Raw genomic sequence first — 20,308 nt, 5'->3', positions numbered from 1 at the left:
CATCCTCGAGTCGAGTGTCCGAAAATCAGAAAAATTTTGCCGAACATACACGCTTGCCTTGTACATCCTTGCGAAAATATGCCCTGTACCAGAAAAGGAGATATTTCGATGTTTCAGATGCTTGCCGCAGCTTTGGTAACGATCCCCCTGATGGCCCCGATAAACAAGGACGCCTCCCCCGTTCTCGTTATGGGAGAGAAGAAAGCCGCGACGCCTGATGCCACGCTGCCAAAGGACACCTGCGGCGCCAAAGCACATCTGGATCTGATCGGAGAACCGTCGGAGGCTGCCGAGGTGGTCGCGGACCCCAAACGTATCCTGCCCCCCGGTGCCCTGATGACGCGGGATTACCGGCCAGAACGCACCAATGTCTTTCTCGATGACGCGGGTATCATCGAACGCATGACCTGCGGCTGAACCGGATCAGGCGGGTTTGCGCGTCAGCCGAGACAGCTCCGCCCGCAGGGCGCTGTCCTCCTCGTGACGCTGTTTGAGATCGACGATTTCGCGCGTGATTTGCACGCGGGCCGACTTGGTACAATGGCACATGGCATCACAGAGCTGCCGGTCCCGCTGGCTGTCCGCCTGCCGTCCTGCAATCGTGAAATGCAGCTCTGCATGGTCGAGCGCCAAAAGCGCCTCGCGCCTGCGCGCAATACGGCGACGCATGCGTTCATCCGGCCCCGCGGTCGAGGTCACCAAAGCATGCAGCACCCCCAGACGCACCGCATCGTCGCAATGATCCGCGATGATCTCGCGCAGCGCATCGGGGCGCGGCGCGGCGGCCAGACGTTGCGCAAGGTGCACCGCCTCCTCCTCGGACGAGGGGTGAACGGCGTCGATCGGGAAACGGGATGTGATGGACATGACGGCTCCGGTGCAATGGACCGGGCGACTGTGCGTGCTATTTCGCCAAGATACGGTTAACGGCGCTGGCACCGCAGTCAGAAACACCCGATTTGCGCAAATCGCCGGTCGCGCCGGTTGCGGCGGGTTCGGGTTTGACGCAGTGTCGGCGCAAATTTCCGCAAGGAGGATCCCACATGCGTACCCGTGCCGCCGTCGCCCTTGAGGCTGGCAAACCTCTCGAAATCATGGAAGTCGAACTGGAAGGCCCCAAAGCGGGCGAGGTTCTGGTGGAAATCAAGGCCACCGGCCTATGCCACACTGACGAATTCACCCGCTCGGGCGACGACCCCGAAGGCATCTTTCCCGCCATTCTGGGTCATGAAGGGGCCGGTGTGGTGCTGGAGGTCGGCGAAGGCGTGACCACCCTGAAACCCGGCGATCACGTGATCCCGCTCTACACGCCGGAATGCCGTGAATGTGCGTCCTGCCTGTCGGGCAAGACCAACCTGTGCACCGCGATCCGCAACACCCAAGGTCAGGGGCTTATGCCTGATGGCACCACGCGGTTCAAAATGCTCGATGGGACGCCGATCCATCACTACATGGGCTGCTCGACCTTTGCCAATCACACGGTCATGCCGGAAATCGCACTGGCTAAGGTGCGCGAGGACGCGCCCTTTGACAAAATCTGCTACATCGGCTGCGGCGTCACCACCGGCATCGGTGCCGTGATCAACACCGCTGGCGTGGAAATCGGATCGACGGCGGCGGTCTTTGGTCTGGGCGGCATTGGCCTGAATGTCATTCAGGGCCTGCGCATGGCGGGCTGTGACATGATCATCGGCGTCGATCTGAACGACGACAAGGCCGAGATGGCCCGCAAGTTCGGCATGACCCATTTCGTCAACCCGTCCAAGGTCGACAACACCGTGCAGGAAATCGTCGAGATGACCAAACGCGGCAACGACCAGATCGGCGGCGTGGACTATTCGTTCGATGCGACCGGCAACGTCAAGGTGATGCGCGACGCGCTGGAATGTTCGCACCGGGGCTGGGGCGTGTCCGTGATCATCGGCGTGGCCCCTGCCGGAGCCGAGATCAGCACCCGTCCGTTCCAGCTGGTCACCGGCCGCGTCTGGAAAGGCACAGCTTTTGGCGGGGCGAAGGGGCGCACGGACGTGCCCAAGTTTGTCGACTGGTACATGGACGGCAAGATCGAGATCGACCCGATGATCACCCACAAGCTGACGCTGGACGAGATCAACCACGGCTTTGACCTGATGCATCAGGGGAAATCCATTCGCGCGGTCGTGGAATTCTGATCCCGCCATCGTGCACACACGCTCCGGCGGCCCATCGGGTCGCCGGTTTGCGTTCAGGGACCGCGATCCCATTTGACAGCCCCACGCCCAGCCCCACCTAAACCGGTCAGGAGGCTGCCACATGCGCCAGAAAATACGTGACCTTTACACCGGCGACAGTGATGCGGCGCACCGTTTTCGCTATGCCGTTCTGGCCTTTGACATCGTCACCATCATCTTTGTCATCGCGACGTCCTTTACCGATCATGGCGCCATCGTCGAAGGCATCGATGTCGTCTTTGGGGTGATCATCCTGATCGAATTCGGCCTGCGCGCCTGGGTGTCGACCAACAGGGTGCGGTTCTTCACGCGGCTGACAACGCTGACCGACATCGTGGCGATCATTTCCTTTCTGGCCCCGCTGGCCGGCGAGGGGTTGGGCTTTTTGCGGGCGCTGCGGACCCTGCGCCTGTTGCACACCTATCATCTGGGCGCGCAGTTGCGGCGGGACTTTCCCTATATCCGCAAGCATGACGACATTGCGCTGGCCCTGACCAATCTGGGGGTCTTTGTCTTTGTGATGACGGGGCTGGTCTATGCCACCCAGCACCGCAGCAACGACGATATCCAGAACTACGCCGATGCGCTGTATTTCACCGTTACCGCGCTGACGACGACAGGCTTTGGCGACATCGTCCTGTATGGCACGGTCGGGCGGCTGATCGCCGTTGTGGTCATGTTGTGCGGCATCACCCTGTTTCTGCGTCTGGTGCAAGTGCTGTTCCGCCCGAACAAGGTGCGCTGCGAATGCAACAATTGCGGTCTGGTGCTGCATGATGCAGATGCGGTGCACTGCAAACACTGCGGTGAAACCATCAACATCAGAACCGAAGGGGTCACATGATCCGCGAAGCCGCCGCTGCCGATCACCCAGCCGTATGGGCCATGCTTGAACCTGTGTTTCGCGCGGGCGATACCTATGCCATCGACCCCGACATTCCGCGCGAGGATGCGCTGGCCTATTGGTTCGGCCCGGAACGGCGCGTCTATGTCTTTGAACAGGACGGCGCGGTGCTGGGCACCTATTACATCGTGCGCAACCAAAAGGGCGGCGGCAGCCATGTGTGCAACTGCGGCTATATCACCGCAGAGGCCGCCCGTGGCCGCGGTGTCGCCCGCGCCATGCTGGCCCATTCGCTGGACATCGCGCCCGGGCTGGGCTTTCGTGCGATGCAGTATAACTTTGTCGTTTCCACCAACACGCGTGCTGTGGCCACATGGCAGCGCGCCGGTTTCGAGGTTGTGGGACGACTGCCGCAGGCCTTTGACCATCCGACACAAGGCGCGGTCGACGCGCTTGTGATGTACAAAACGCTCTAAGCCCCGAAAGGCCCCCATGCCCAATGACACCCGCCTTTTGGCCATCCTGATCGACGGCGACAATGCATCGCCCAAATACGCCAAGGCCCTGTTCGAGGAAATCGCCACATTGGGCGAAGCCTCGGTCCGGCGGGTGTATGGCGATTTTGCCAGCCCGCATATGAATGGCTGGAGCAAGGTCACCGCAGAATACGGGCTGGTGCCGCTGCATTCGCCCGCGAACACAACAGGCAAGAACGCCTCCGACATCTCGCTGGTGATCGACGCGATGGACCTGATGCACACAGGCCGGTTCGACGGGTTTGTTCTGGTGTCCTCGGACAGTGATTTCACCCGGCTGGCCAGCCGCATCCGGGAACAGGGGCTGGATGTGTTCGGCATGGGCATGCAAAAGACGCCGGACGCCTTCCGCAAGGCCTGCAAGCGGTTCATCTATCTCGAAAACCTCGACAACTCGCCCGAGAAACCGGAGCAGGAGAAATCCGGCAAGCGGCCCCTGACAGAGGCGCGCGATCTGATCTTTCGCGCCATGGATTCCATTGATGGCGACGACGAATGGTATCGGCTGGGCGACATCGGGCAGGTGATCACCGCCGCGAACCCCGATTTCGACACGCGCACCTATGGCAAACGCAAGCTGTCCGATCTGGTGAAGGCGCTCAAGGTGTTCGAGACCAAGACCGCCTCAAGCCAGTTGTTGGTGCGCCGCGTCGACTGACTTTCAAAGCGGCGCGTTTCATGCTTTAGCGGGCAGACACAGACACGGAGCCGCCCCATGTTCATCGCATCGCTGATCACCAAACCCGGATCGCTGGACCCCGCCTTGGTGGACAGCCTGCGCAACGCCTTTGGCGGCGCAGAGGTGATCTGGCTTGCCCCCGACGAGGCGGCGGAATTCGCACTGCCCGCCCGCCCGTCCAATTTTGACGAGGTGCGCGCCAGCGTGGCCGACCAGATCGACCTGAACATTCTGCCCGCCGAAGGCCGCGCCAAACGGATGCTGCTGGCGGATATGGACAGCACGATGATCCAGCAGGAATGCATTGACGAGCTCGCCGAGGAGGCAGGCGTCGGCGCCCATGTCAAAGACATCACCGCCCGCGCCATGAACGGCGAGTTGGATTTCGAGGGCGCGCTGATCGAACGCGTCGCCCTGTTGAGAGGGCTGCCCGAAAGCGTGATCGACAAGGTGGTGGCCGAGCGGATCACCCTGATGCCCGGCGGCAAAGAGCTGATCGCGCGAATGCACGATGCGGGCGGCCATGCGGCGCTTGTGTCGGGCGGGTTCACCGCCTTTACCCAGCGGGTGTCGGCCTTGCTGGGCTTTGACGAAAACCGCGCCAACACGCTGATCGTGGCAGATGGCGCCCTGACCGGAGAGGTCGGCCGCCCGATCCTTGGCAAACAGGCCAAGGTCGACGCGCTGGAGGAGATCACCGCGCGGCTGGGGTTGAGCGAAGCGGACGTAATCGCCGTTGGCGACGGTGCGAACGATCTGGGCATGCTGAACCGCGCGGGTCTGGGAGTGGCGCTGCATGCCAAACCCAGCGTTCAGGCGGAATGTGATCTGCGGGTGAACCACGGCGATCTGACGGCGCTCTTGTATCTGCAAGGCTACGCCAAGATCTGAGCGCGGATTTAGGTATTTGAACCAAGGAAAAGCAGGGGGCGCGGCGCATCACCGCGCCCTTTTGCGTTATGTGAAGACCCCCGGCTTGGGACGGATCTCTCCGATGCGCAGCCCTGCGAAGTTGTGGACGTCGGGGTTCAGGAAGCGGGCGACTTCGGGATTATCCGCATCAAGCACATCGAGGCTGACCAGCAGCGCGGCGATGGCTGCATTGGAGGCGCGGGTGGCACCATCGGTGATCTTGAGCGAGATCCCCAGCCCACGGTCTGGCAAAATCGCGATAAAATAGCCTTCGGCGCCGGTTTTTAGCGCGAGCGGTTCTTTGGCGGCGCGCATCAGGTGGGTGCAGGCGCGGCCCTCGCCCGCGACATAGTCGGGATGGGCGATCATGGCGCGGGTTAGTCGCGCTGCGGCGCGCGACAGCGTATCGCCGCGGGTTTCCGCAGAGGCAAAGAAGGCCATGGCCCGCGCCATGCCATGCATGGTGGAGATGTAGTTCGGCGCCGAGCAGCCGTCGATGCCGTATCCCGGCGTGGTCTCGTTTGTGACCGTCTCGAAAGCATCCTTGATCGCGCGCTGGACCGCGTGGTCTGGGCAGCAGTAGTCCGGCCCTGCCCCGAGGTGTTTGGTCAGCGTCAGAAACCCTGTGTGTTTGCCTGAGCAGTTGTTCATCAGGCGCCGCGGCGCGACCCCATCGCGAATCATCTGATGGCGCAGGGATGTGTCGCGCGAGGGTTCCGGCCCGCAGATCAGGTCGTCTTCGCCACGGCCGATATCGCTGAGCCAAGCGGAGACTTCGGTGTTGTGCAGCGGTGCGCCCTGATGCGAGGCGCAGGACAGCGCCAGCCGCTGCGGGGTCAGGTGATGGGCATCTGCCGCACCAGAGGCCACGAGCGGCAGCGCCTGCAGCATCTTGGCCGAACTGCGCGGCAGGATCTGGAGGTGCGGATCGCCCCAGGCCTTCACGATTTCGCCAGTGGCGTCGCAAACCACCGCATGACCGCTGTGGCAGCTTTCAGCAAGTGGGCCGCGCAGGACCTCGACCATCTCGATTGCACCCATGATATGCCCCTTCAAGACCGGGCCACCCCCATATTCTGGGGCTGGCGGTATGTCCCTGCCGACCTAAGCGGGTTTCTGCCAACAGGGCTTTCTCATTTCCGTTTTTTCAGGCTAAAGTCCCGCCGTCGAGAGAAAACGCCGCCGCCGTGTTTGACAAGGTCGGGACAGGGCCACACACGTGGGCGGCTTGGGGCTATGACAGCTGGAGGCTGCACGAATGAAATCTCACTTTGGTCGGATGGTTGCCGGAGCGGCCATGATGCTGGGCGCCACTGTGGCACAGGCGCAGGAAAGCAGCACCAACCGCGTGGACGCCATGACCGACTGGTCTGTCTTCGAGGGCAATGACCCGCGCGAATGTTGGGCGGTGACCACCTACAAGGAAATGGTCAACACCAAGGACGGGCGCGAGGTCGCAGTGACCCGTGGCGAGATCCTGTTGATGGTGTTCTACCGTCCGGGCGCGGATGTGGCCGGTCAGGTGGCCTTTACCGGCGGATACCCGTTTGCGCCGGGATCGACCGTGAACGTCAAGGTCGATAGCACCGAATTCGAAATGTATTCCGAAGGTGAATGGGCCTGGCCCGCGACGCCGCAGGACGACGCCAAGCTGATCACCGCGATGAAGCGCGGCTCCTCTGCTGTGCTGACCGCCGTGTCCGCCCGTGGCACCACGACGCAGGACACGTTCTCTTTGCTGGGGTTCACGGCCGCAGTGGGCGAGGCCGAGAAGCGCTGCAGCTAAGGGGCGGTGGCCTTGTTGCCACACCGTATCATCAAGGAACGGTCATGGCCTTTGGCGGTGGCCGTTTTTCTTTTGCCTGTTCGCCGCCCCACGGTGGGAAAGCCTGCGGTTTCGGACCACGCGTCAGACGCGCAGCGGCATCCGGGCGGCGGTGCTGCATGATGGCGATGCCTGAGGGGGAATCATCAATGACCATGGGCTTGGGTTTAAGGGATGTGGTGGTGCGCAGCGCCCGTGGTCGCGTGCTGCTGGATGCGCCGCAGCTGGATATCACGGCGGGGGCGCTTGTGGGGATCACCGGCCCGTCGGGGGCTGGAAAGACGACATTGCTCCATGTTCTGGCAGGGCTGATGCGATCCACGGGACAGGTGTCATGGGCGGGGCAGGATCTGGCGCAGATGTCCGAGAGCCACCGCGCGACCTTTCGTGCGCAGCATATGGGCATGGTGTTTCAGGACTTTTTACTGTTCGACGCGCTGTCGGCCTTTGACAATGCGCGGCTTTCTTCGCTGTTTGTGTCAAAGGACACCCGATCCGGTATTGCGAAAGAGGCGGAAACCTTGCTCGCCCGTTTCGGGCTGCAGGACACGGGCCGCTCTGTGGCGAGCCTTTCAGGTGGCGAGCGGCAGCGGGTGGCCGTCGCCCGCGCGCTGGCCGCCAATCCCGCGGTCGTTCTTGCAGATGAGCCCACGGCTGCCCTCGACCGCGCAGCAGCGGACCGGCTGATCGGGGATCTTGTAAGCTCGTGTCGGAGTGCAGGGCGCACGCTGGTTGTGGTCAGCCACGACACCGCGCTTCTGGATGAAATGGATCGGGTGATCCGGGTCGACGGCGGGCAGATCGTTGCGCAGGAGACCACAGCATGATGGTTGTTCTTTCCATTGTTGTCCTCGGGCTGGTCTGGGTCGGTGTCATGCGCGGCTATGCCCCATGGGTGCTGATCCGCGCCCTGCTGACGCAGTTCCGGTTCGCCAACCTGATGTTCGTCGCGCTGATCGGCATTTCGGTGGCCATGGGAATCGGTTTGATCGCGCAGGAACGTGGACTGCGCGAGGCGGGTGCCCGTGCCGCTGATGGGTTCGATCTGGTGGTGGGGGCCCCCGGGTCAGAGATGACCTTGATGCTGGCGGCGGTCTACCTGCAGCCGTCGCGCGTTAACCTGCTGGATGGCGCCCGTTTTATCGAAATCGCACAAGACCCGAGGGTCGCGCTGGCCGCGCCGCTGGCCTTTGGCGACAGCTTTGACGGTGCGCCCATCATCGGCACCCTGTCCGAGTTCGTGACACATCTGGCCGGTGAGCAGATCACGGGACGGCTTTTTGCCACCTCGTCCGAGGCGGTCGTGGGCGCACTGTCCGCGCTGCATGTGGGCGATACATTCACGCCAAGCCACGGACACGCCGGTGACTCTGACGCCCGCCACGACGGGTTTGACATAAAGGTCGTGGGCCAAATGCCCCCTACAGGCACGCCATGGGACCGTGCCATCATCGTTCCGGTCGAAACCGTGTGGGAGGTGCACGGTCTGGCCAATGGCCACAAACCCGAACATGGGGCGCGCATCGGTGCTCCCTTTGATGCGGACTACTTTCCCGGCACCCCTGCTGTTGTCGTCGTGCCGCGCGGGATGGGCGCGTCCTATCAGCTGCGCACCCAATGGAACCGTGCCGATGATATGATGGCAGTCTTTCCCGGCGCGCTTCAGGCGGATCTGTACCGTATGATGGGGGATGCGCGGCAGGTGATTTCCATTCTGACCACCGTGACACAGGCCATTGTAGCAGCTTCGGTTCTGTTGGGGCTGTTGATCCTGTCCGGTCTGGTACAACGGCAACTGGCCATGCTCAAGGCGCTTGGTGCGCCGTTGCGCTTTGTTTTGTCGGTGGTCTGGGGGCATATGGCGGTGCTGCTGCTGGGCGGGGCCGCTCTGGGGCTGGTGCTGGGCTATGGCTGCGCCATGATCCTCAGCACTGTGATCACCGCGCGGACCGGCGTTCTGGTAACGCCCAGCCTTGGCCTTGCCGAACTGCAATGGGCGGTGGGGTTTGTCATGCTCAGCACGGTTGCGGCCTTGCTGCCCGCTTGGGCAATTGCGCGACGGTCCGTGATCGCCGGTCTGCGCGGAGGTTGACGCGACGGCGCACCACCTCGTACTCAGGTGGTATACAAGCGAGGGCCGCCCATGAGCATCGACCGCAAGACCGCCTGCCGCGATGATCTGCGCGCGCGTATCCTGACGCTGGACCTGCCCCCCGGCACCGATCTCGACGAGGCGCAGCTTGCCGCGCTCTACGGCTTATCCCGCACGCCCTTGCGCGAAGTGCTGCAAGGTCTGGCAGCGGCCGGTTACCTGAGCCAAGAACGCAACCGCAGCGCACGTGTGACCACGCTCGACCTGCGAACCCTGCGCGCCATGATGCAAAGCGCCCCGGTGCTGCTGTGCTCTGTCGCGCGCTTGGCGGCAATGTCCACCGATACAGATGGGCTGGACCGACTGCGCGATTGCCACGCAGCGTTGTTAGACGCCATTGATGCCGAGGACGCGGCGGCGGCAGCGCTGGCCGACCACCACCTGTTCGAACAGATCACCGAGCGCGCCTCTGACCCGTATTTCCGTCCAGCGGTGCACAGGTTGTTGGTGGATCACACGCGGCTGGGGGTCGAGTTCTTTACCCCCTCGGGCAAGAAGAAAGAAAAGAAACTGGTCAAAAAGACCGTTCAGTCCCATGACGCGCTGATTGCCGCCATTTCCGCTGCTGATCCAGAGGCGGCGAGCGCGGCGGCTCTCGCCCGATGGGCGCTGTCGCGGGACAGGTTGGAACGCATGCTGCTGGCAGAGGCGCTGCCAACAGACCCTGTTCCGGCCTAGCCCGCCCGCAACCGTTTCAGGCGCAGCGCATTTGTCAGCACAAAGACCGACGACAGCGCCATGGCCCCCGCCGCCAGCATCGGGGACAACAACGTCCCGCTGATCGGATACAGCACTCCGGCAGCGACCGGGATCAGGATCACGTTATAGCCAAAGGCCCAGAACAGGTTCTGGCGAATATTGCGCATGACCGACCGGCTGACCGTCAGCGCCGTCACAACCCCCGTGACGCGGCCCGCGCTCATCACCACATCTGCCGCCTCGATCGCGACATCTGTGCCGGTGCCGATGGCTAGGCCAACGTCCGCTTCGGCCAAGGCGGGGGCATCGTTGATTCCGTCGCCCACAAAGGCCACCGGACCATGCTGCGCGCGCAGCTCTGCGATGGCGTCGCGTTTGCCGTCGGGCAGAACCTCGGCGGTGACGTGATCAATGCCAAGTTGGCGCGCGATGGCCTCGGCCACGGGGCGGGCATCGCCAGAGATCATCGCAACCTTGATCCCCTTGGCATGCAAGGCTGTAACCGCCTCGGCAGCTTCCGGTTTCAGGCGGTCGGACACGGCAAAGACACCGGCGATCTGGCCGTCGATGGCGACCAGAACAGGGGTCTGGGCCTGTTCGCTGATGCGGGCCAAGGCATCGTTCAACGGCGCGGTGTCGACCCCTTCGCGCGTCATCAGTCGCGCCGTGCCCGCCAGAACGGTTTGCCCCTCGACCACCGCTTGCAGACCGAACCCCGGAATGGCAGTGACCGATTGCGGTGCGGGCGCGTCAGGGGATGCCCGCAGGATGACCTGTGCGATGGGATGTTCGGAGCCTTGTTCCGCGCTTGCCAGCAGGCGCAGCACAGTCGCGGCGTCGAAGCCGTCCAACACATGCTGGTCGGACAGCTCTGGCCGTCCTTCGGTCAGGGTGCCTGTTTTGTCGAAGGCCACCACAGACACCCCGTCAAGCCGCTGGAGCGCCTCGCCCTTGCGAAACAGCACGCCCAGCTCGGCGGCGCGCCCGGTGCCCACCATAATCGACACCGGTGTGGCCAAACCCATTGCGCAGGGACAAGCGATGATCAGCACCGACACCCCCGCCACCAAGGCAAAGGTCAGGCCGGGACCAAAGGCCAACCAGACCAGCACCGTCAAAAGGGCAATCACCAAAACCACCGGCACGAAATAGCGCACCACCTGATCGGCCAGCGCCTGAATGGGCAGCTTGGCCCCTTGCGCCTGTTCCACCATGGCAATGATGCGCGACAGGGTTGTGTCCTTGCCCACCGCTTCGGCCTGATAGGTCAAGGGGCCGTTGCCGTTGATCGTCCCGGCGGTCAGCGGCGCGCCTTCGGTCTTGGCCACGGGGGCGGGTTCGCCGGTCAGCATGGATTCGTCCACGTAGCTGTGGCCGCTGACAACGACGCCATCCACCGCAACCCGCCCACCGGGGCGCAGTTGCAACAGATCCCCGCGCTGGACCTCGGCCAGTGGAAGCTCGACAAACTGTCCGTCGCGTTGCACGGGGGCGCTGTCGGGGCGCAGCCCGACCAGATTCCGGATCGCGGCACCGGTGCGCCCCTTGGCCCGCGCCTCCAGATATCTGCCCAGCAGGATCAGCGCGACAATGACGGCGGCGGCCTCGAAATACACGGTGCGGGCATTGTCCGGCAGGAGCGCGGGCAGGAACAACGCCACGGTGGAATAGCCCCAAGCCGCCAATGTGCCCAGCGCCACCAGACTGTTCATGTCCGGCGTGCCCCGCACCAGAAGCGGCAGGCCAATCCGGTAGAACCGCCGCCCTGGCCCAACCAGCACCAGCGTCGTCAGCACAAACTGCACAGACCACCACAGCGTCTGTCCAAGGGTCGCCATGATCCAGTGGTGCAGCGGCGCAAACAGATGGCCGCCCATCTCGCCCAGAAACACGGGCAAGGTCAGCGCAACCGCGATCGCCAGATCCCGTTGTAGGGTGGTCTGTTCTTCCGCCATCGGATCGGCGTCCGGCCTGTCGCCCTGTGTGATGGGGGTCGCGGTATAGCCGGTGGCGGTCACAATTTCGGCCAATGTCGGGGCATCAACCGCGCCCGCAAGGCTGGTGATCTCGGCACTGTTTGACGCCAGATTGACCAAGGCGCTCAACACCCCCGGCTGCGCCATCAGCGCCTGTTCGACGCGTCCCGCACAAGACGCACAGGACATGCCGATGATCGACAAGCGGGTGCGTTCCTCGGCAGCGGGATAGCCAGCAATGGACAGCGCCGCGCGTATATCGGACGCCGTGCCTCCTGTGATTTGCGCGGTGGAGCTAGCCAGATTGACCGACGCGTCTTTGGCATCCGCCACAGCGGCCAAGGCACGCTCGGCCCGACCGGCGCATCCTGCGCAGGTCAAACCCGTGATCTGAAAGCGAAGTGTCGTGTCATCGGTCATGCAACCGATATGGGGCGTTCCCCCGTCAGGGTGCAAGGGGGCGCGCGGCCCCCAAGCCATTTACCCTTGCAAGCCTGCCTCTTCAGCGATGGCTTTGCGCGATTTGCGCGCCCGTTCGGTGGCGGATTTCAACTGGCCACAGGCAGCCATGATATCCTCGCCACGCGGGGTGCGGATCGGAGAGGCATAGCCCGCCTTGTAGATGATATCCGCAAAGCGTTCGATGCGTTCCCAATCGGACCGCTCGTAGGGCGAGCCGGGCCATTCGTTGAACGGGATCAGGTTGATCTTGGCCGGAATGCCCTGAATGAGTTTGACCAGACGACGCGCATCGGCATCCGTGTCATTCACGTCTTTCAGCATCACATATTCAAAGGTGATGCGTTCCGAATTGGACAGGCGCGGGTATTCCCGCAACGCATCCAGCAACGCCTCGATGTTCCAGCGTTTGTTGATCGGCACCAGCTTGTCGCGCACCTCGTCCGTGGTGGCGTGGAAGGACACCGCCATCAAACACCCGATTTCCTCGGCGCATTTTGCGATCTCCGGCACAACGCCCGAGGTCGACAGGGTGATCCGGCGGCGCGACAGGGCGATGCCTTCGTTGTCCATGGCGATTTTCATCGCGTCGCGCACGTTGTCAAAGTTATACAGCGGCTCGCCCATGCCCATCAGCACGATGTTGGACAGCAGGCGCGGTCCCTGTTCACCTGTGCCGGTGCCGGGTTCGGGCCATTCGCCCAAGTCATCGCGCGCCATCATGATCTGACCGACGATTTCACCCGCCGTCAGATTGCGCACCAGCTTTTGCGTACCCGTGTGGCAGAAGGAACAGGTCAGGGTACAGCCCACTTGGGACGAGATGCACAGCGTCCCGCGATCGGTTTCGGGGATATAGACCACTTCGACCTCATGGCCGCCCGCGATCCGTGCCAGATACTTGCGCGTGCCATCGGCGCTTACCTGCTTGGACACCATTTCCGGCAGGGCGATCTCAAAATGCTGCTCCAGCTGGGCGCGGTACCCCTTGGCCAGATTGGTCATGTCCTCGAAATTGCGCACACCCCAGAAATAGACCCACTGCCAGATCTGGTTGACCCGCATCTTCGCCTGCTTTTCCGGCGTGCCCATTTCGATCAGGGCATCGCGCAGCGCTGAACGGGTCAGGCCGATGATATTGAGCTTGCCGGTCTCCGGCAGCTTGCGCGGGATCGTCAACACGTCCTGAGTGATCGGAGCGTCGGTCATGATGGGCGTCCTTTGGAAAGAAGCAAGACGTCTATATACAGGATTCGGCGCAGATTTAAATGGGGTGTTTCAGATCGTGAACGCTTTGCCCTGCGCATCCGCATGGGCCGCCGCATTCTGGCCACGTGCCTCGCGCCGTGCGCGCGCTGCCGCCACCAGCGCCCGAAAGATCGCCCGCTGTCTGCGCGCGTAAAACAGATGTTCCGGATGCCACTGCACGCCCAGCGCAAAGGGATCGCGCGTGCGTTCCACCGCCTGGATCATCCCAGCCGTATCACGGGCACAAACCTGCAACCCATCGCCAAGATCCTGCACCGCTTGCGTGTGCAGTGCGTTGACCTTCATCGGCTCTGGCCCTGTGTGTTCGGCCAGCAGGGTGCCGGCATCAACGCAGACCTCTCGTTTGGGCAGGATCGTGCGGATCTTGCGTTCCATCCCAAAAGTTTGCCACGCGTTCTGGTCCAGCGTCCCGCCCAGCGCCACGTTCAGCATTTGCGCGCCACGGCAAATCCCCAAGACCGGCATGTTCATATCTGCCGCCTGCGCAGCAAGCCCGCGTTCCAGCGCGTCGCGTTCGGGATCAAGCCGCGCGGAGACGCCAAGCGTTCCGCCATAAAGCTCCGGCCCGATGTCGTCGCCGCCGCCGATAACGATGCCATCGACCTGTGTCAGATCATGCGGATGGTCCACCCCCCAGCGCACACCACGGGCACCGGCCAGCCACAGGTTCAGGTTCACCAAGGGAAAGATGCGCCACCCCGACCGTTCGGACACCGTGACGCCAATCAGCGGGCGGCTCATACATCCACCTCGAAATCATGGGTCCGCATGACGGCGTCAACCTTGCCGATCCAGCGCGTCTCTGCGCCCGGCGCGCTGTGCATGTGGTCAATCCACGCCTGACGCAAGCCATCCAACAGGCGCGGCTGTGCGGCCACCTGTTCCACCACGCACCACAACGCCCAAGCCTGCGCGAGCGACCAGTCCGCCTCGTCTATGCGGCAATCGGGCAGGCGAAAGTGAAAGGTCGGGCGCGCCGATGTCTTGTCCGGTTCGGGGAACAGGCTGTTGTACAGGCTGGCGTTTGCATGGGCGAACAGGGGGAACAGATCCAGACCATGATTGCGCGATTGCACATGGCGCGACATCACCGCCATCAGATCGTTCAAAGAGGCCGGTTTGGCACGCGCCAGCTCCGTCACAAAGGCCGAGGGCCATGGTTTGACGAAAGGCATCATGCGCCGCGTGACGTCCAGCCCCTCGCGCTTGCGCAGCCATGGCTCCAGCAGGCCATAAGCCAGAATGGTGTGCAGGGTATGCGGGTCTTCGGGAGCCACCACCTCGGGGTTCAGATGGACGCCAAAGCCCAACAGAATGCCGTCGCGCGTGCCTGTGGCCCCCGCTTGGCGCAGCGCATCTGTCAGATCGTCCAGTCGGGCGGCCTCGACAGGGGTCAGCGGGCCGGTGATAATCTCCACCGGCACCAAACCGGTCGCCAAGGACAGGCCCGTGTCCAGCAAGGGAATGCCCTTTTTCTTGCGCAAAACTGTGTCCAGCTCCACGCGGATGTCGCCCACGGCACTGTCTTGGACCGTCAGTTCGTGACTGTCACCGGTCACGACCTTTCCACCAAGCGACCGCGCCACAACACGGCCTGCCGCAGCTTCGTCCAGACCGGCGAATTCGATCTCGATCCCGGTGCGGCGCGTGTCACCGCTGGCCGTATGAGGCCGCGCAAACGGCGGATACTGTGAAGGCATGGAACGTCCCTGTCTTTCTCAGGGAAACGCCTTCGCGCGCGGAATAGTTCCCCTTTCAGGCGGGATCGGACTCGGGGTCTTCGACCAGCTCGGTGCGGTGACCGCTGAACACCATGAACCAGACCAGAACCGGCAGGGATACAATGCCGCCCACAGGCCCCCACAACCACAGGCCAAACAGGATCGCCAGAAACACCACCAACGGGTTCAGATGCAGACGCTGCCCGACCAGCGACGGGGTGACAAACTGCGCTTCCATCATGTTGAGACATAAAAACGCGGCCGTCGGGGCAAGGATCATTAACCCGTTAAAGTTCATCACACCGGCGATAAACAGGGAGGCCATCATGATGATCGGCCCCAGATACAGGACAAAGTTCAGCACAAAGGCCGCGCCCCCCCACAGCATGGCGTTGGGCACGCCGATCAGCGTCAGCGCACCAAAGGTCGCAAGACCAAGGCCCGCGTTGATGGCTGTGACCGTGGTAAAGTAATGCGACACCGCGCGATCCGCATCCCGCAGGGCAGCGGCCCGCTGCGGCAACATGCCGTAGATTTCATCGCTGGTCAGCACGAAGAAAAACAGCGTCCCTGCAAAGATCAGCGCCTGTGCGGCAAAGTTCGGCGCCATCCACAGCGCATCCATGATGGTGGGCACCGCGGCTTTGACGGCCTCGTCACCGCCTTCGGCAATGGTTTCCTCGATCTCGCGGCCAATGGCTTCGGTGCCGCGCACCGCCTGAATGATCTGTTGCAGCCAACCACGGATCTCGGCCTGAATCTTGGGGATCTCTTCCATCAGGCCAGAGGCCACCGGACCAAGGGCCGAAATGAACAGAACCAACAGGGCGAAGGTCAGCAGCAAGGTAACAGAAGCGCTCAGCGATCGCGGCACCCCGACACGGCTCAGCCGCGCGGCAATGGGGGCAACAACAACACCCACCACCAGACCCAGCACCACGGGGGCCGTCAGATCACCGGACAAGCGCAGCGCTGCGATCACAGCGATCACAGCAAGCACGATCAGCGCGTTCATGGAAATGCGGCGCTGCCGTTCGGCAAGGGTGGCCATGCTTAAATCCTGTCCTGCGCCCTGTCGGCGCCGTTGCTATAGGGAGGGGTGCCCGGAAAGGGCGAGGTCCGCGTCTCTTCGAGATCAAGCTGCGCCTCGGCCTCGGCAAGCGAGGCATCCCGTTCTGCCTTCAACTTGGCCTCTTTGCGGGGCCACAGCAGTGCTGCAATCGCGCCCAAACCAACCACAGCGAGCATCGCGGCAAACGGGTGCGCCGCCAGCTTGCCCGCGCCGGAGGGCTGTTCCTCCAACGCGATCTGCGCGTCCAAGGCCGCCAGTCGTTTGCGCATGATGCGTTTGCGGGACGCAGGCGGCAGGTGATCCAATCCGGCATGCAGGCTAAGGCGCATCGCCTCGGCCGTGTAGTCATCTTCGGTATCTTCGACGTCCTCGGCTGGCTTTTTCGCAGACGTGTCGGAGCCCGCGTTTGCCAGCAGCATAACGGCCCCTACCCCGATCAGCGCAGCCCCCAAGGGATTGCGCTTGGCGGTATCCACGGCAGATTGCGCAAGCGTCTGGACGAGGTCAGTATTCGCCACGGCGGTCTTTGGCGATGCCTTCGACAATCCGTTTAGGGCCGCGAACACGCCCGCACGATGCAGCGCTGCCTGCGCTTCCAGATCTTTGATTTTCTTAGACATCACGGCTCTCCGCAGCGGCGGCAAGGTCGGCGCGCAGGTTGTCGACAGTGCGTTGCGGCATCAGGTTGGCCGCCTTCAATCGCCGCAGCCCGATCAACGCAACGACGACACCTACGGCCACCGATCCGCCGGCGACGCACAGGCTTGAAAGCGCCCACGACCAGCCAGTCGCCTCGTGCAATGCGATCACGCCCGATGCGGCCAATGCAAAGACACCAACGAAGACAAAGATCACGGCCACAACCAGCAGTGCCGCACCCACAACCATACGGGACGCCCCTTGGGACACCTCGGCTTTGGCCAAGGCAATCTCTGTCCGCAGCAGGCCGCGCAGCTCTTCGATCAAAACGATAAGCTGCGTCGACAGGCCATCTGTGGCGGCTTTGAATAACATCTGGGTCCCCTTGGTTGGGCCAATCGGCCCCACATCACTACGCAGGCTTATTTGCGCCCCTTGAGCGCGAGACCGAACAACAGCCCGAGGCCTGCCGCGCCCAGCAGGGCTGTCGTCGGATTGCGGCGGACCATCCCTTCGAGCTTGCCATGGGCGTCACGCACTGCAACCACCCCTTCGTCGAGCGCCTGACGACCGCCCTCTTGCGCGGCATCAAGCGCCTGAGACGCGTGTTCGCGGGCCTCGTCATAGCCGGTTTCCAGCGTTTCACGGGCGGTGTCCATGGCGTCACGCGCATGCGCAGCCGCCTTTTCAAAGCCTTTGCCCGCGCCATTGCGCAGCGACGTTTTCGAAGCACTCATCTGGGATCTCCTTTGCGAGATGAAACGCGCTTCCCGCGTTTTGGTTCCCACAGGGTTTGCAGCGCGTGGCGGGAACCGATTGGGCCGTTCAACGGTTAAACAAGCAGAGTAAAACCCAGAAAATTCAGGAGAGTTTCCATGCTGTATTGGGCTGTCATCTTCTTTGTTGTTGCCTTGATCGCGGGCGTGTTCGGCTTTGGCGGGATCGCCTCTGCATCGGCTGGCGTCGCACAGGTGCTGTTTGTGCTGTTCATCATCTTGTTCGTCGGCGCACTGATCTTGCGCGCAGTACGCGGGCGGTCCGTCTAATTGGCTCCGTTCCACTGCAACAATTCCGCAAAACTTCGCTAGGCCCGGCACTGTATGCGTGTCGGGCCTTTCGAGTCTGAATAAATCAATTTACAGTATTTGAACGCGGCGCCCATGTGCCGCGTATTTGGGGGGGGCCGACATGACCAATATTCGTTTGGATAGCAGTGTTCATTTGCAGGCCGATACGTCGGATCACATGATCAAGCTGACAGATCCCGGCCGTCTGGATGCCCTGCGCAACAGTGGGCTGTTGGACGGGGGCGAGGACAGCGCGCATGCGCGCAGTGTCCGCTTGGCCAGCCGGATCTTGCGCGCACCTGTCAGCCTTGTGTCCTACGTCGACGACAAGCGACAGCATTTCCGTGGCCAGATCGGCATGTGCGGGCCCGCCGCCGAAGATTGCGGCACCCCGCTGACCCATTCTTTTTGTCAGTATGTCGCCAGTTCGGGCCGCCCCTTGATGGTGTCGGATTCGCGCAAGGACCCTGTGCTGGCCGACAATGGGGCCGTGGATGATCTGAACGTAATTGCCTACCTTGGCGTGCCGGTGCGCGACCCTATGGGCACAGTGCTCGGGTCCTTCTGTGTCATCGACAGCGAGCCGCGCGATTGGACGGCCGATGATCTGGACGCGCTCAAGGATCTGGTCGCCATGCTGGAGGCCGAGCTTGCCCTGCGGCACACCGTCAGCGAACGTGACGTAGTGATGCAGGAGATGAACCACCGCGTGCGCAACCTGTTCTCGCTGATCAACGGCATGGTGCGACTTGACCGACGGACCGCCAAAACGGTGGACGAACTTGCAGACGGCATTGCAACACGGCTGAGCGCACTGAACACCGCCCATTCGATGATCGTCCCCGTTGTGCAAGCCCAAGGCCGCGTCACCGGCGAAGGGACCCACCTGCAACCGCTGGTGGAGAAACTTCTGGCACCCTACTCCGGCGGGGCCATTCTGGAGATCGCAGGCCCATCGGTCGATATCGGGGCGAAAGCGGCCATTTACCTGACGCTGACGCTGCACGAACTGGCCACAAATGCCGCGAAATACGGGGCCTTGTCCGTCGAGGGCGGCACCCTGTCTGTGACGTGGGAGATCGCGGACGAAAAGCTGAACCTGAACTGGGTGGAAACCGGCCAAAGCTGGGGTGACTTTACCGAAACCAAGGGTACAGGTTTCGGATCGAAGCTGCTGACAATCGCCGTCGAAGGTCAGCTTCGCGGCGCAATCATCACCGACGTGACGCCCATGCAGTTCAGTCACCGGCTCAGCTTGCCATTGGAACATCTGGCCCTGTAAACCGCCTAGACATGAAAAAAACCGGGCGCTGGACAGCGGCCCGGTTTTGTCTTGCGGTGCAGTGCCGACTTAGGCCTGCAGCGTCTCTGTCGAGGAGAAGAACATCGCCTGACTGACGGCGGAGCGAACCTGTTCCTCGGTGTAGGGTTTTGCGATCAGGAACGCGGGCTCGGGGCTTTCGCCGGTCAGCAGACGTTCGGGGAAGGCAGTGATGAAGATCACAGGAATGTCGGACTTCTCGCCGAGGATCTTGTTCACCGCATCAATGCCAGAGGACAGATCCGCCAGTTGAATGTCGGACAGGATCAGATCGGGGGTCTCTGTCTCGTACAGCGCGAGCGCCTCGGTTTCGGTCTTGGCGATGCCGGTGACCTGATGGCCCATCTCGCCGACGATGCTTTCCAGATCCATCGCGATGATGGCCTCGTCCTCGATGATCATGACCTTGCCGGACACGGATTTGGCCATCTCGGAGTAGGCGATATCGACCAGCGAGCGCGCCTCGTCCTCGGACACGTCCAGCACCAGCCCGACTTCCTCGAATGACATCTCTTCAATCGTGTGCAGCAGCAGCGCCTCGCGGGTGTCGCGGGTCAGCCGCGCGAGGTGTTTTTGCGCCTTTGCCGCCAAACCGTCCGCGCTGTCAGACAACGCGCCACCGGTCGAATTCCAGATCATCTGGAAAACGCGGAACAGCGCTACTTTCGGCGCGATGTTGCGGTCGAAACTGCCGATATCGCTGAGGATCGCCTCCAGCGTGGCGGCAGCGTAGTTGTCCCCTTTTTCCTGAGAGCCGGTCAAAGCACGCGCGTAACGGCGCAAAAACGGCAGATTGCTGCCGATTACGCTGGTAAGATCCGTAGACTGGGAAGTGCTCATTGTCCGCTTTCCATATAAATTTTTTTCATTTCCTGGGAACCTAACGCCGCAAGCCGCGTTGTGTTCCCGACATCGTAAAAAAAAATT

The 20,308-nt window shown here is 62.6% G+C and carries 23 protein-coding genes; 12 read left to right on the top strand and 11 right to left on the bottom strand.

Annotated features, from left to right (window positions below):
• The first annotated feature begins 108 nt into the window (after positions 1-108).
• The gene (locus ACN5AZ_RS09330) at positions 109-417 is read left to right on the top strand and encodes an I78 family peptidase inhibitor (protein WP_419428604.1); all 309 of its coding nucleotides are present in this window, start codon (positions 109-111) and stop codon (positions 415-417) included.
• 6 nt (positions 418-423) lie between these two features.
• Here the strand turns inward: ACN5AZ_RS09330 and ACN5AZ_RS09325 are convergent, their stop codons facing one another.
• Entirely contained in the window at positions 424-867 is a 444-nt protein-coding gene (locus tag ACN5AZ_RS09325) for a hypothetical protein (protein ID WP_419428603.1), read from the bottom strand.
• 176 nt (positions 868-1,043) lie between these two features.
• On the opposite strand from ACN5AZ_RS09325, the gene ACN5AZ_RS09320 reads away from it, so the two are divergent.
• The 5 genes from ACN5AZ_RS09320 to serB all read left to right on the top strand — a co-directional run bounded on the left by ACN5AZ_RS09320 (position 1,044) and on the right by serB (position 5,160).
• Positions 1,044-2,171, top strand: coding sequence for an S-(hydroxymethyl)glutathione dehydrogenase/class III alcohol dehydrogenase (locus ACN5AZ_RS09320; RefSeq protein ID WP_419428602.1), 1,128 nt, complete (start codon positions 1,044-1,046; stop codon positions 2,169-2,171).
• A gap of 121 nt (positions 2,172-2,292) precedes the next feature.
• Positions 2,293-3,054 carry a potassium channel family protein gene (locus ACN5AZ_RS09315; RefSeq protein WP_419428601.1) on the top strand — a complete coding sequence of 254 codons (762 nt, stop codon included), beginning with the start codon at positions 2,293-2,295 and terminating at the stop codon, positions 3,052-3,054.
• Positions 3,051-3,530, top strand: coding sequence for an N-acetyltransferase family protein (locus ACN5AZ_RS09310; protein ID WP_419428600.1), 480 nt, complete (start codon positions 3,051-3,053; stop codon positions 3,528-3,530). Before ACN5AZ_RS09315 ends, ACN5AZ_RS09310 begins: the two co-directional genes overlap by 4 nt.
• Positions 3,531-3,546: 16 nt before the next feature.
• The gene (locus tag ACN5AZ_RS09305) at positions 3,547-4,248 is read left to right on the top strand and encodes an NYN domain-containing protein (RefSeq protein ID WP_419428599.1); all 702 of its coding nucleotides are present in this window, start codon (positions 3,547-3,549) and stop codon (positions 4,246-4,248) included.
• Between the two features lie 57 nt (positions 4,249-4,305).
• Complete coding sequence (gene serB / locus ACN5AZ_RS09300) at positions 4,306-5,160, top strand: phosphoserine phosphatase SerB (protein ID WP_419428598.1); 855 nt, start codon at positions 4,306-4,308, stop codon at positions 5,158-5,160.
• 66 nt (positions 5,161-5,226) lie between these two features.
• Here the strand turns inward: serB and ACN5AZ_RS09295 are convergent, their stop codons facing one another.
• Positions 5,227-6,222: an asparaginase gene (locus ACN5AZ_RS09295; RefSeq protein WP_419428597.1), complete on the bottom strand. Its 996-nt coding sequence runs from the start codon at positions 6,220-6,222 to the stop codon at positions 5,227-5,229.
• Positions 6,223-6,439: 217 nt separating this feature from the next.
• Here ACN5AZ_RS09295 and ACN5AZ_RS09290 point away from each other — a divergent pair, with 217 nt between their 5' ends.
• The 4 genes from ACN5AZ_RS09290 (at position 6,440) to ACN5AZ_RS09275 (ending at position 9,836) form a co-directional block, all read left to right on the top strand.
• A complete protein-coding gene (locus tag ACN5AZ_RS09290; protein WP_419428596.1) occupies positions 6,440-6,967 on the top strand; it encodes an invasion associated locus B family protein in 528 nt (175 codons plus the stop codon).
• A 188-nt stretch (positions 6,968-7,155) separates the two neighbouring features.
• On the top strand, positions 7,156-7,833 hold the full coding sequence (locus ACN5AZ_RS09285) for an ABC transporter ATP-binding protein (protein ID WP_419428595.1): 678 nt from the start codon (positions 7,156-7,158) through the stop codon (positions 7,831-7,833).
• Positions 7,830-9,098: an ABC transporter permease gene (locus ACN5AZ_RS09280; protein ID WP_419428594.1), complete on the top strand. Its 1,269-nt coding sequence runs from the start codon at positions 7,830-7,832 to the stop codon at positions 9,096-9,098. The genes ACN5AZ_RS09285 and ACN5AZ_RS09280 overlap by 4 nt, the downstream gene beginning before the upstream one ends.
• Before the next feature lie 51 nt (positions 9,099-9,149).
• Positions 9,150-9,836, top strand: a complete 687-nt coding sequence (locus tag ACN5AZ_RS09275; RefSeq protein ID WP_419428593.1) for a GntR family transcriptional regulator — start codon at positions 9,150-9,152, stop codon at positions 9,834-9,836.
• Here the strand turns inward: ACN5AZ_RS09275 and ACN5AZ_RS09270 are convergent.
• The 8 genes from ACN5AZ_RS09270 to ACN5AZ_RS09235 form a co-directional block, all read right to left on the bottom strand.
• Complete coding sequence (locus ACN5AZ_RS09270) at positions 9,833-12,253, bottom strand: heavy metal translocating P-type ATPase (RefSeq protein ID WP_419428592.1); 2,421 nt, start codon at positions 12,251-12,253, stop codon at positions 9,833-9,835. The genes ACN5AZ_RS09275 and ACN5AZ_RS09270 overlap by 4 nt on opposite strands.
• Before the next feature lie 60 nt (positions 12,254-12,313).
• Positions 12,314-13,501 (bottom strand): 23S rRNA (adenine(2503)-C(2))-methyltransferase RlmN, encoded by a 1,188-nt coding sequence (gene rlmN, locus ACN5AZ_RS09265; protein ID WP_419428591.1) that lies wholly within the window; start codon positions 13,499-13,501, stop codon positions 12,314-12,316.
• A gap of 69 nt (positions 13,502-13,570) precedes the next feature.
• On the bottom strand, positions 13,571-14,302 hold the full coding sequence (locus tag ACN5AZ_RS09260) for a gamma-glutamyl-gamma-aminobutyrate hydrolase family protein (RefSeq protein WP_419428590.1): 732 nt from the start codon (positions 14,300-14,302) through the stop codon (positions 13,571-13,573).
• On the bottom strand, positions 14,299-15,261 hold the full coding sequence (locus ACN5AZ_RS09255) for an amidoligase family protein (protein WP_419428589.1): 963 nt from the start codon (positions 15,259-15,261) through the stop codon (positions 14,299-14,301). The genes ACN5AZ_RS09260 and ACN5AZ_RS09255 overlap by 4 nt, the downstream gene beginning before the upstream one ends.
• A gap of 55 nt (positions 15,262-15,316) precedes the next feature.
• On the bottom strand, positions 15,317-16,333 hold the full coding sequence (locus tag ACN5AZ_RS09250; RefSeq protein ID WP_419428588.1) for an AI-2E family transporter: 1,017 nt from the start codon (positions 16,331-16,333) through the stop codon (positions 15,317-15,319).
• Positions 16,334-16,335: 2 nt separating this feature from the next.
• Entirely contained in the window at positions 16,336-16,974 is a 639-nt protein-coding gene (locus ACN5AZ_RS09245; protein ID WP_419428587.1) for a hypothetical protein, read from the bottom strand.
• Positions 16,967-17,368 carry a phage holin family protein gene (locus tag ACN5AZ_RS09240; protein WP_419428586.1) on the bottom strand — a complete coding sequence of 134 codons (402 nt, stop codon included), beginning with the start codon at positions 17,366-17,368 and terminating at the stop codon, positions 16,967-16,969. The genes ACN5AZ_RS09245 and ACN5AZ_RS09240 overlap by 8 nt, the downstream gene beginning before the upstream one ends.
• 47 nt (positions 17,369-17,415) lie before the next feature.
• Entirely contained in the window at positions 17,416-17,730 is a 315-nt protein-coding gene (locus ACN5AZ_RS09235) for a hypothetical protein (protein WP_419428585.1), read from the bottom strand.
• Positions 17,731-17,868: 138 nt separating this feature from the next.
• Here ACN5AZ_RS09235 and ACN5AZ_RS09230 point away from each other — a divergent pair, with 138 nt between their 5' ends.
• Together ACN5AZ_RS09230 and ACN5AZ_RS09225 are read left to right on the top strand one after the other, a co-directional pair.
• A complete protein-coding gene (locus ACN5AZ_RS09230; RefSeq protein WP_419428584.1) occupies positions 17,869-18,039 on the top strand; it encodes a DUF1328 domain-containing protein in 171 nt (56 codons plus the stop codon).
• 142 nt (positions 18,040-18,181) lie between these two features.
• Positions 18,182-19,342 carry a GAF domain-containing protein gene (locus ACN5AZ_RS09225; protein ID WP_419428583.1) on the top strand — a complete coding sequence of 387 codons (1,161 nt, stop codon included), beginning with the start codon at positions 18,182-18,184 and terminating at the stop codon, positions 19,340-19,342.
• 69 nt (positions 19,343-19,411) lie between these two features.
• On the opposite strand, the gene ACN5AZ_RS09220 is transcribed toward ACN5AZ_RS09225, so the two are convergent.
• Positions 19,412-20,221, bottom strand: a complete 810-nt coding sequence (locus tag ACN5AZ_RS09220; protein WP_419428582.1) for a response regulator — start codon at positions 20,219-20,221, stop codon at positions 19,412-19,414.
• Between the last annotated feature and the right edge of the window lie 87 nt (positions 20,222-20,308).

Origin of the sequence: Sagittula sp. SSi028 (assembly GCF_048553715.1) — a bacterium.
Classification (GTDB): domain Bacteria; phylum Pseudomonadota; class Alphaproteobacteria; order Rhodobacterales; family Rhodobacteraceae; genus Sagittula.
Note: the sequence above shows the minus strand (reverse complement) of the source record. Positions and strands in the feature narration are given on the sequence as shown.

What these genes read in the sequence shown, in the direction of transcription:
- ACN5AZ_RS09270 (WP_419428592.1), bottom strand. Translation starts at nt 12,253, where the DNA reads ATGACCGATGACACGACACTTCGCTTTCAGATCACGGGTTTGACCTGC.
- ACN5AZ_RS09315 (WP_419428601.1), top strand. Translation starts at nt 2,293, where the DNA reads ATGCGCCAGAAAATACGTGACCTTTACACCGGCGACAGTGATGCGGCG.
- ACN5AZ_RS09295 (WP_419428597.1), bottom strand. Translation starts at nt 6,222, where the DNA reads ATGGGTGCAATCGAGATGGTCGAGGTCCTGCGCGGCCCACTTGCTGAA.
- ACN5AZ_RS09305 (WP_419428599.1), top strand. Translation starts at nt 3,547, where the DNA reads ATGCCCAATGACACCCGCCTTTTGGCCATCCTGATCGACGGCGACAAT.
- ACN5AZ_RS09280 (WP_419428594.1), top strand. Translation starts at nt 7,830, where the DNA reads ATGATGGTTGTTCTTTCCATTGTTGTCCTCGGGCTGGTCTGGGTCGGT.
- ACN5AZ_RS09225 (WP_419428583.1), top strand. Translation starts at nt 18,182, where the DNA reads ATGACCAATATTCGTTTGGATAGCAGTGTTCATTTGCAGGCCGATACG.
- ACN5AZ_RS09230 (WP_419428584.1), top strand. Translation starts at nt 17,869, where the DNA reads ATGCTGTATTGGGCTGTCATCTTCTTTGTTGTTGCCTTGATCGCGGGC.
- ACN5AZ_RS09325 (WP_419428603.1), bottom strand. Translation starts at nt 867, where the DNA reads ATGTCCATCACATCCCGTTTCCCGATCGACGCCGTTCACCCCTCGTCC.
- serB (WP_419428598.1), top strand. Translation starts at nt 4,306, where the DNA reads ATGTTCATCGCATCGCTGATCACCAAACCCGGATCGCTGGACCCCGCC.
- ACN5AZ_RS09245 (WP_419428587.1), bottom strand. Translation starts at nt 16,974, where the DNA reads ATGTCTAAGAAAATCAAAGATCTGGAAGCGCAGGCAGCGCTGCATCGT.
- ACN5AZ_RS09285 (WP_419428595.1), top strand. Translation starts at nt 7,156, where the DNA reads ATGACCATGGGCTTGGGTTTAAGGGATGTGGTGGTGCGCAGCGCCCGT.
- ACN5AZ_RS09275 (WP_419428593.1), top strand. Translation starts at nt 9,150, where the DNA reads ATGAGCATCGACCGCAAGACCGCCTGCCGCGATGATCTGCGCGCGCGT.
- ACN5AZ_RS09240 (WP_419428586.1), bottom strand. Translation starts at nt 17,368, where the DNA reads ATGTTATTCAAAGCCGCCACAGATGGCCTGTCGACGCAGCTTATCGTT.
- ACN5AZ_RS09235 (WP_419428585.1), bottom strand. Translation starts at nt 17,730, where the DNA reads ATGAGTGCTTCGAAAACGTCGCTGCGCAATGGCGCGGGCAAAGGCTTT.
- ACN5AZ_RS09255 (WP_419428589.1), bottom strand. Translation starts at nt 15,261, where the DNA reads ATGCCTTCACAGTATCCGCCGTTTGCGCGGCCTCATACGGCCAGCGGT.
- ACN5AZ_RS09290 (WP_419428596.1), top strand. Translation starts at nt 6,440, where the DNA reads ATGAAATCTCACTTTGGTCGGATGGTTGCCGGAGCGGCCATGATGCTG.
- ACN5AZ_RS09310 (WP_419428600.1), top strand. Translation starts at nt 3,051, where the DNA reads ATGATCCGCGAAGCCGCCGCTGCCGATCACCCAGCCGTATGGGCCATG.
- ACN5AZ_RS09330 (WP_419428604.1), top strand. Translation starts at nt 109, where the DNA reads ATGTTTCAGATGCTTGCCGCAGCTTTGGTAACGATCCCCCTGATGGCC.
- ACN5AZ_RS09220 (WP_419428582.1), bottom strand. Translation starts at nt 20,221, where the DNA reads ATGAGCACTTCCCAGTCTACGGATCTTACCAGCGTAATCGGCAGCAAT.
- rlmN (WP_419428591.1), bottom strand. Translation starts at nt 13,501, where the DNA reads ATGACCGACGCTCCGATCACTCAGGACGTGTTGACGATCCCGCGCAAG.
- ACN5AZ_RS09320 (WP_419428602.1), top strand. Translation starts at nt 1,044, where the DNA reads ATGCGTACCCGTGCCGCCGTCGCCCTTGAGGCTGGCAAACCTCTCGAA.
- ACN5AZ_RS09250 (WP_419428588.1), bottom strand. Translation starts at nt 16,333, where the DNA reads ATGGCCACCCTTGCCGAACGGCAGCGCCGCATTTCCATGAACGCGCTG.
- ACN5AZ_RS09260 (WP_419428590.1), bottom strand. Translation starts at nt 14,302, where the DNA reads ATGAGCCGCCCGCTGATTGGCGTCACGGTGTCCGAACGGTCGGGGTGG.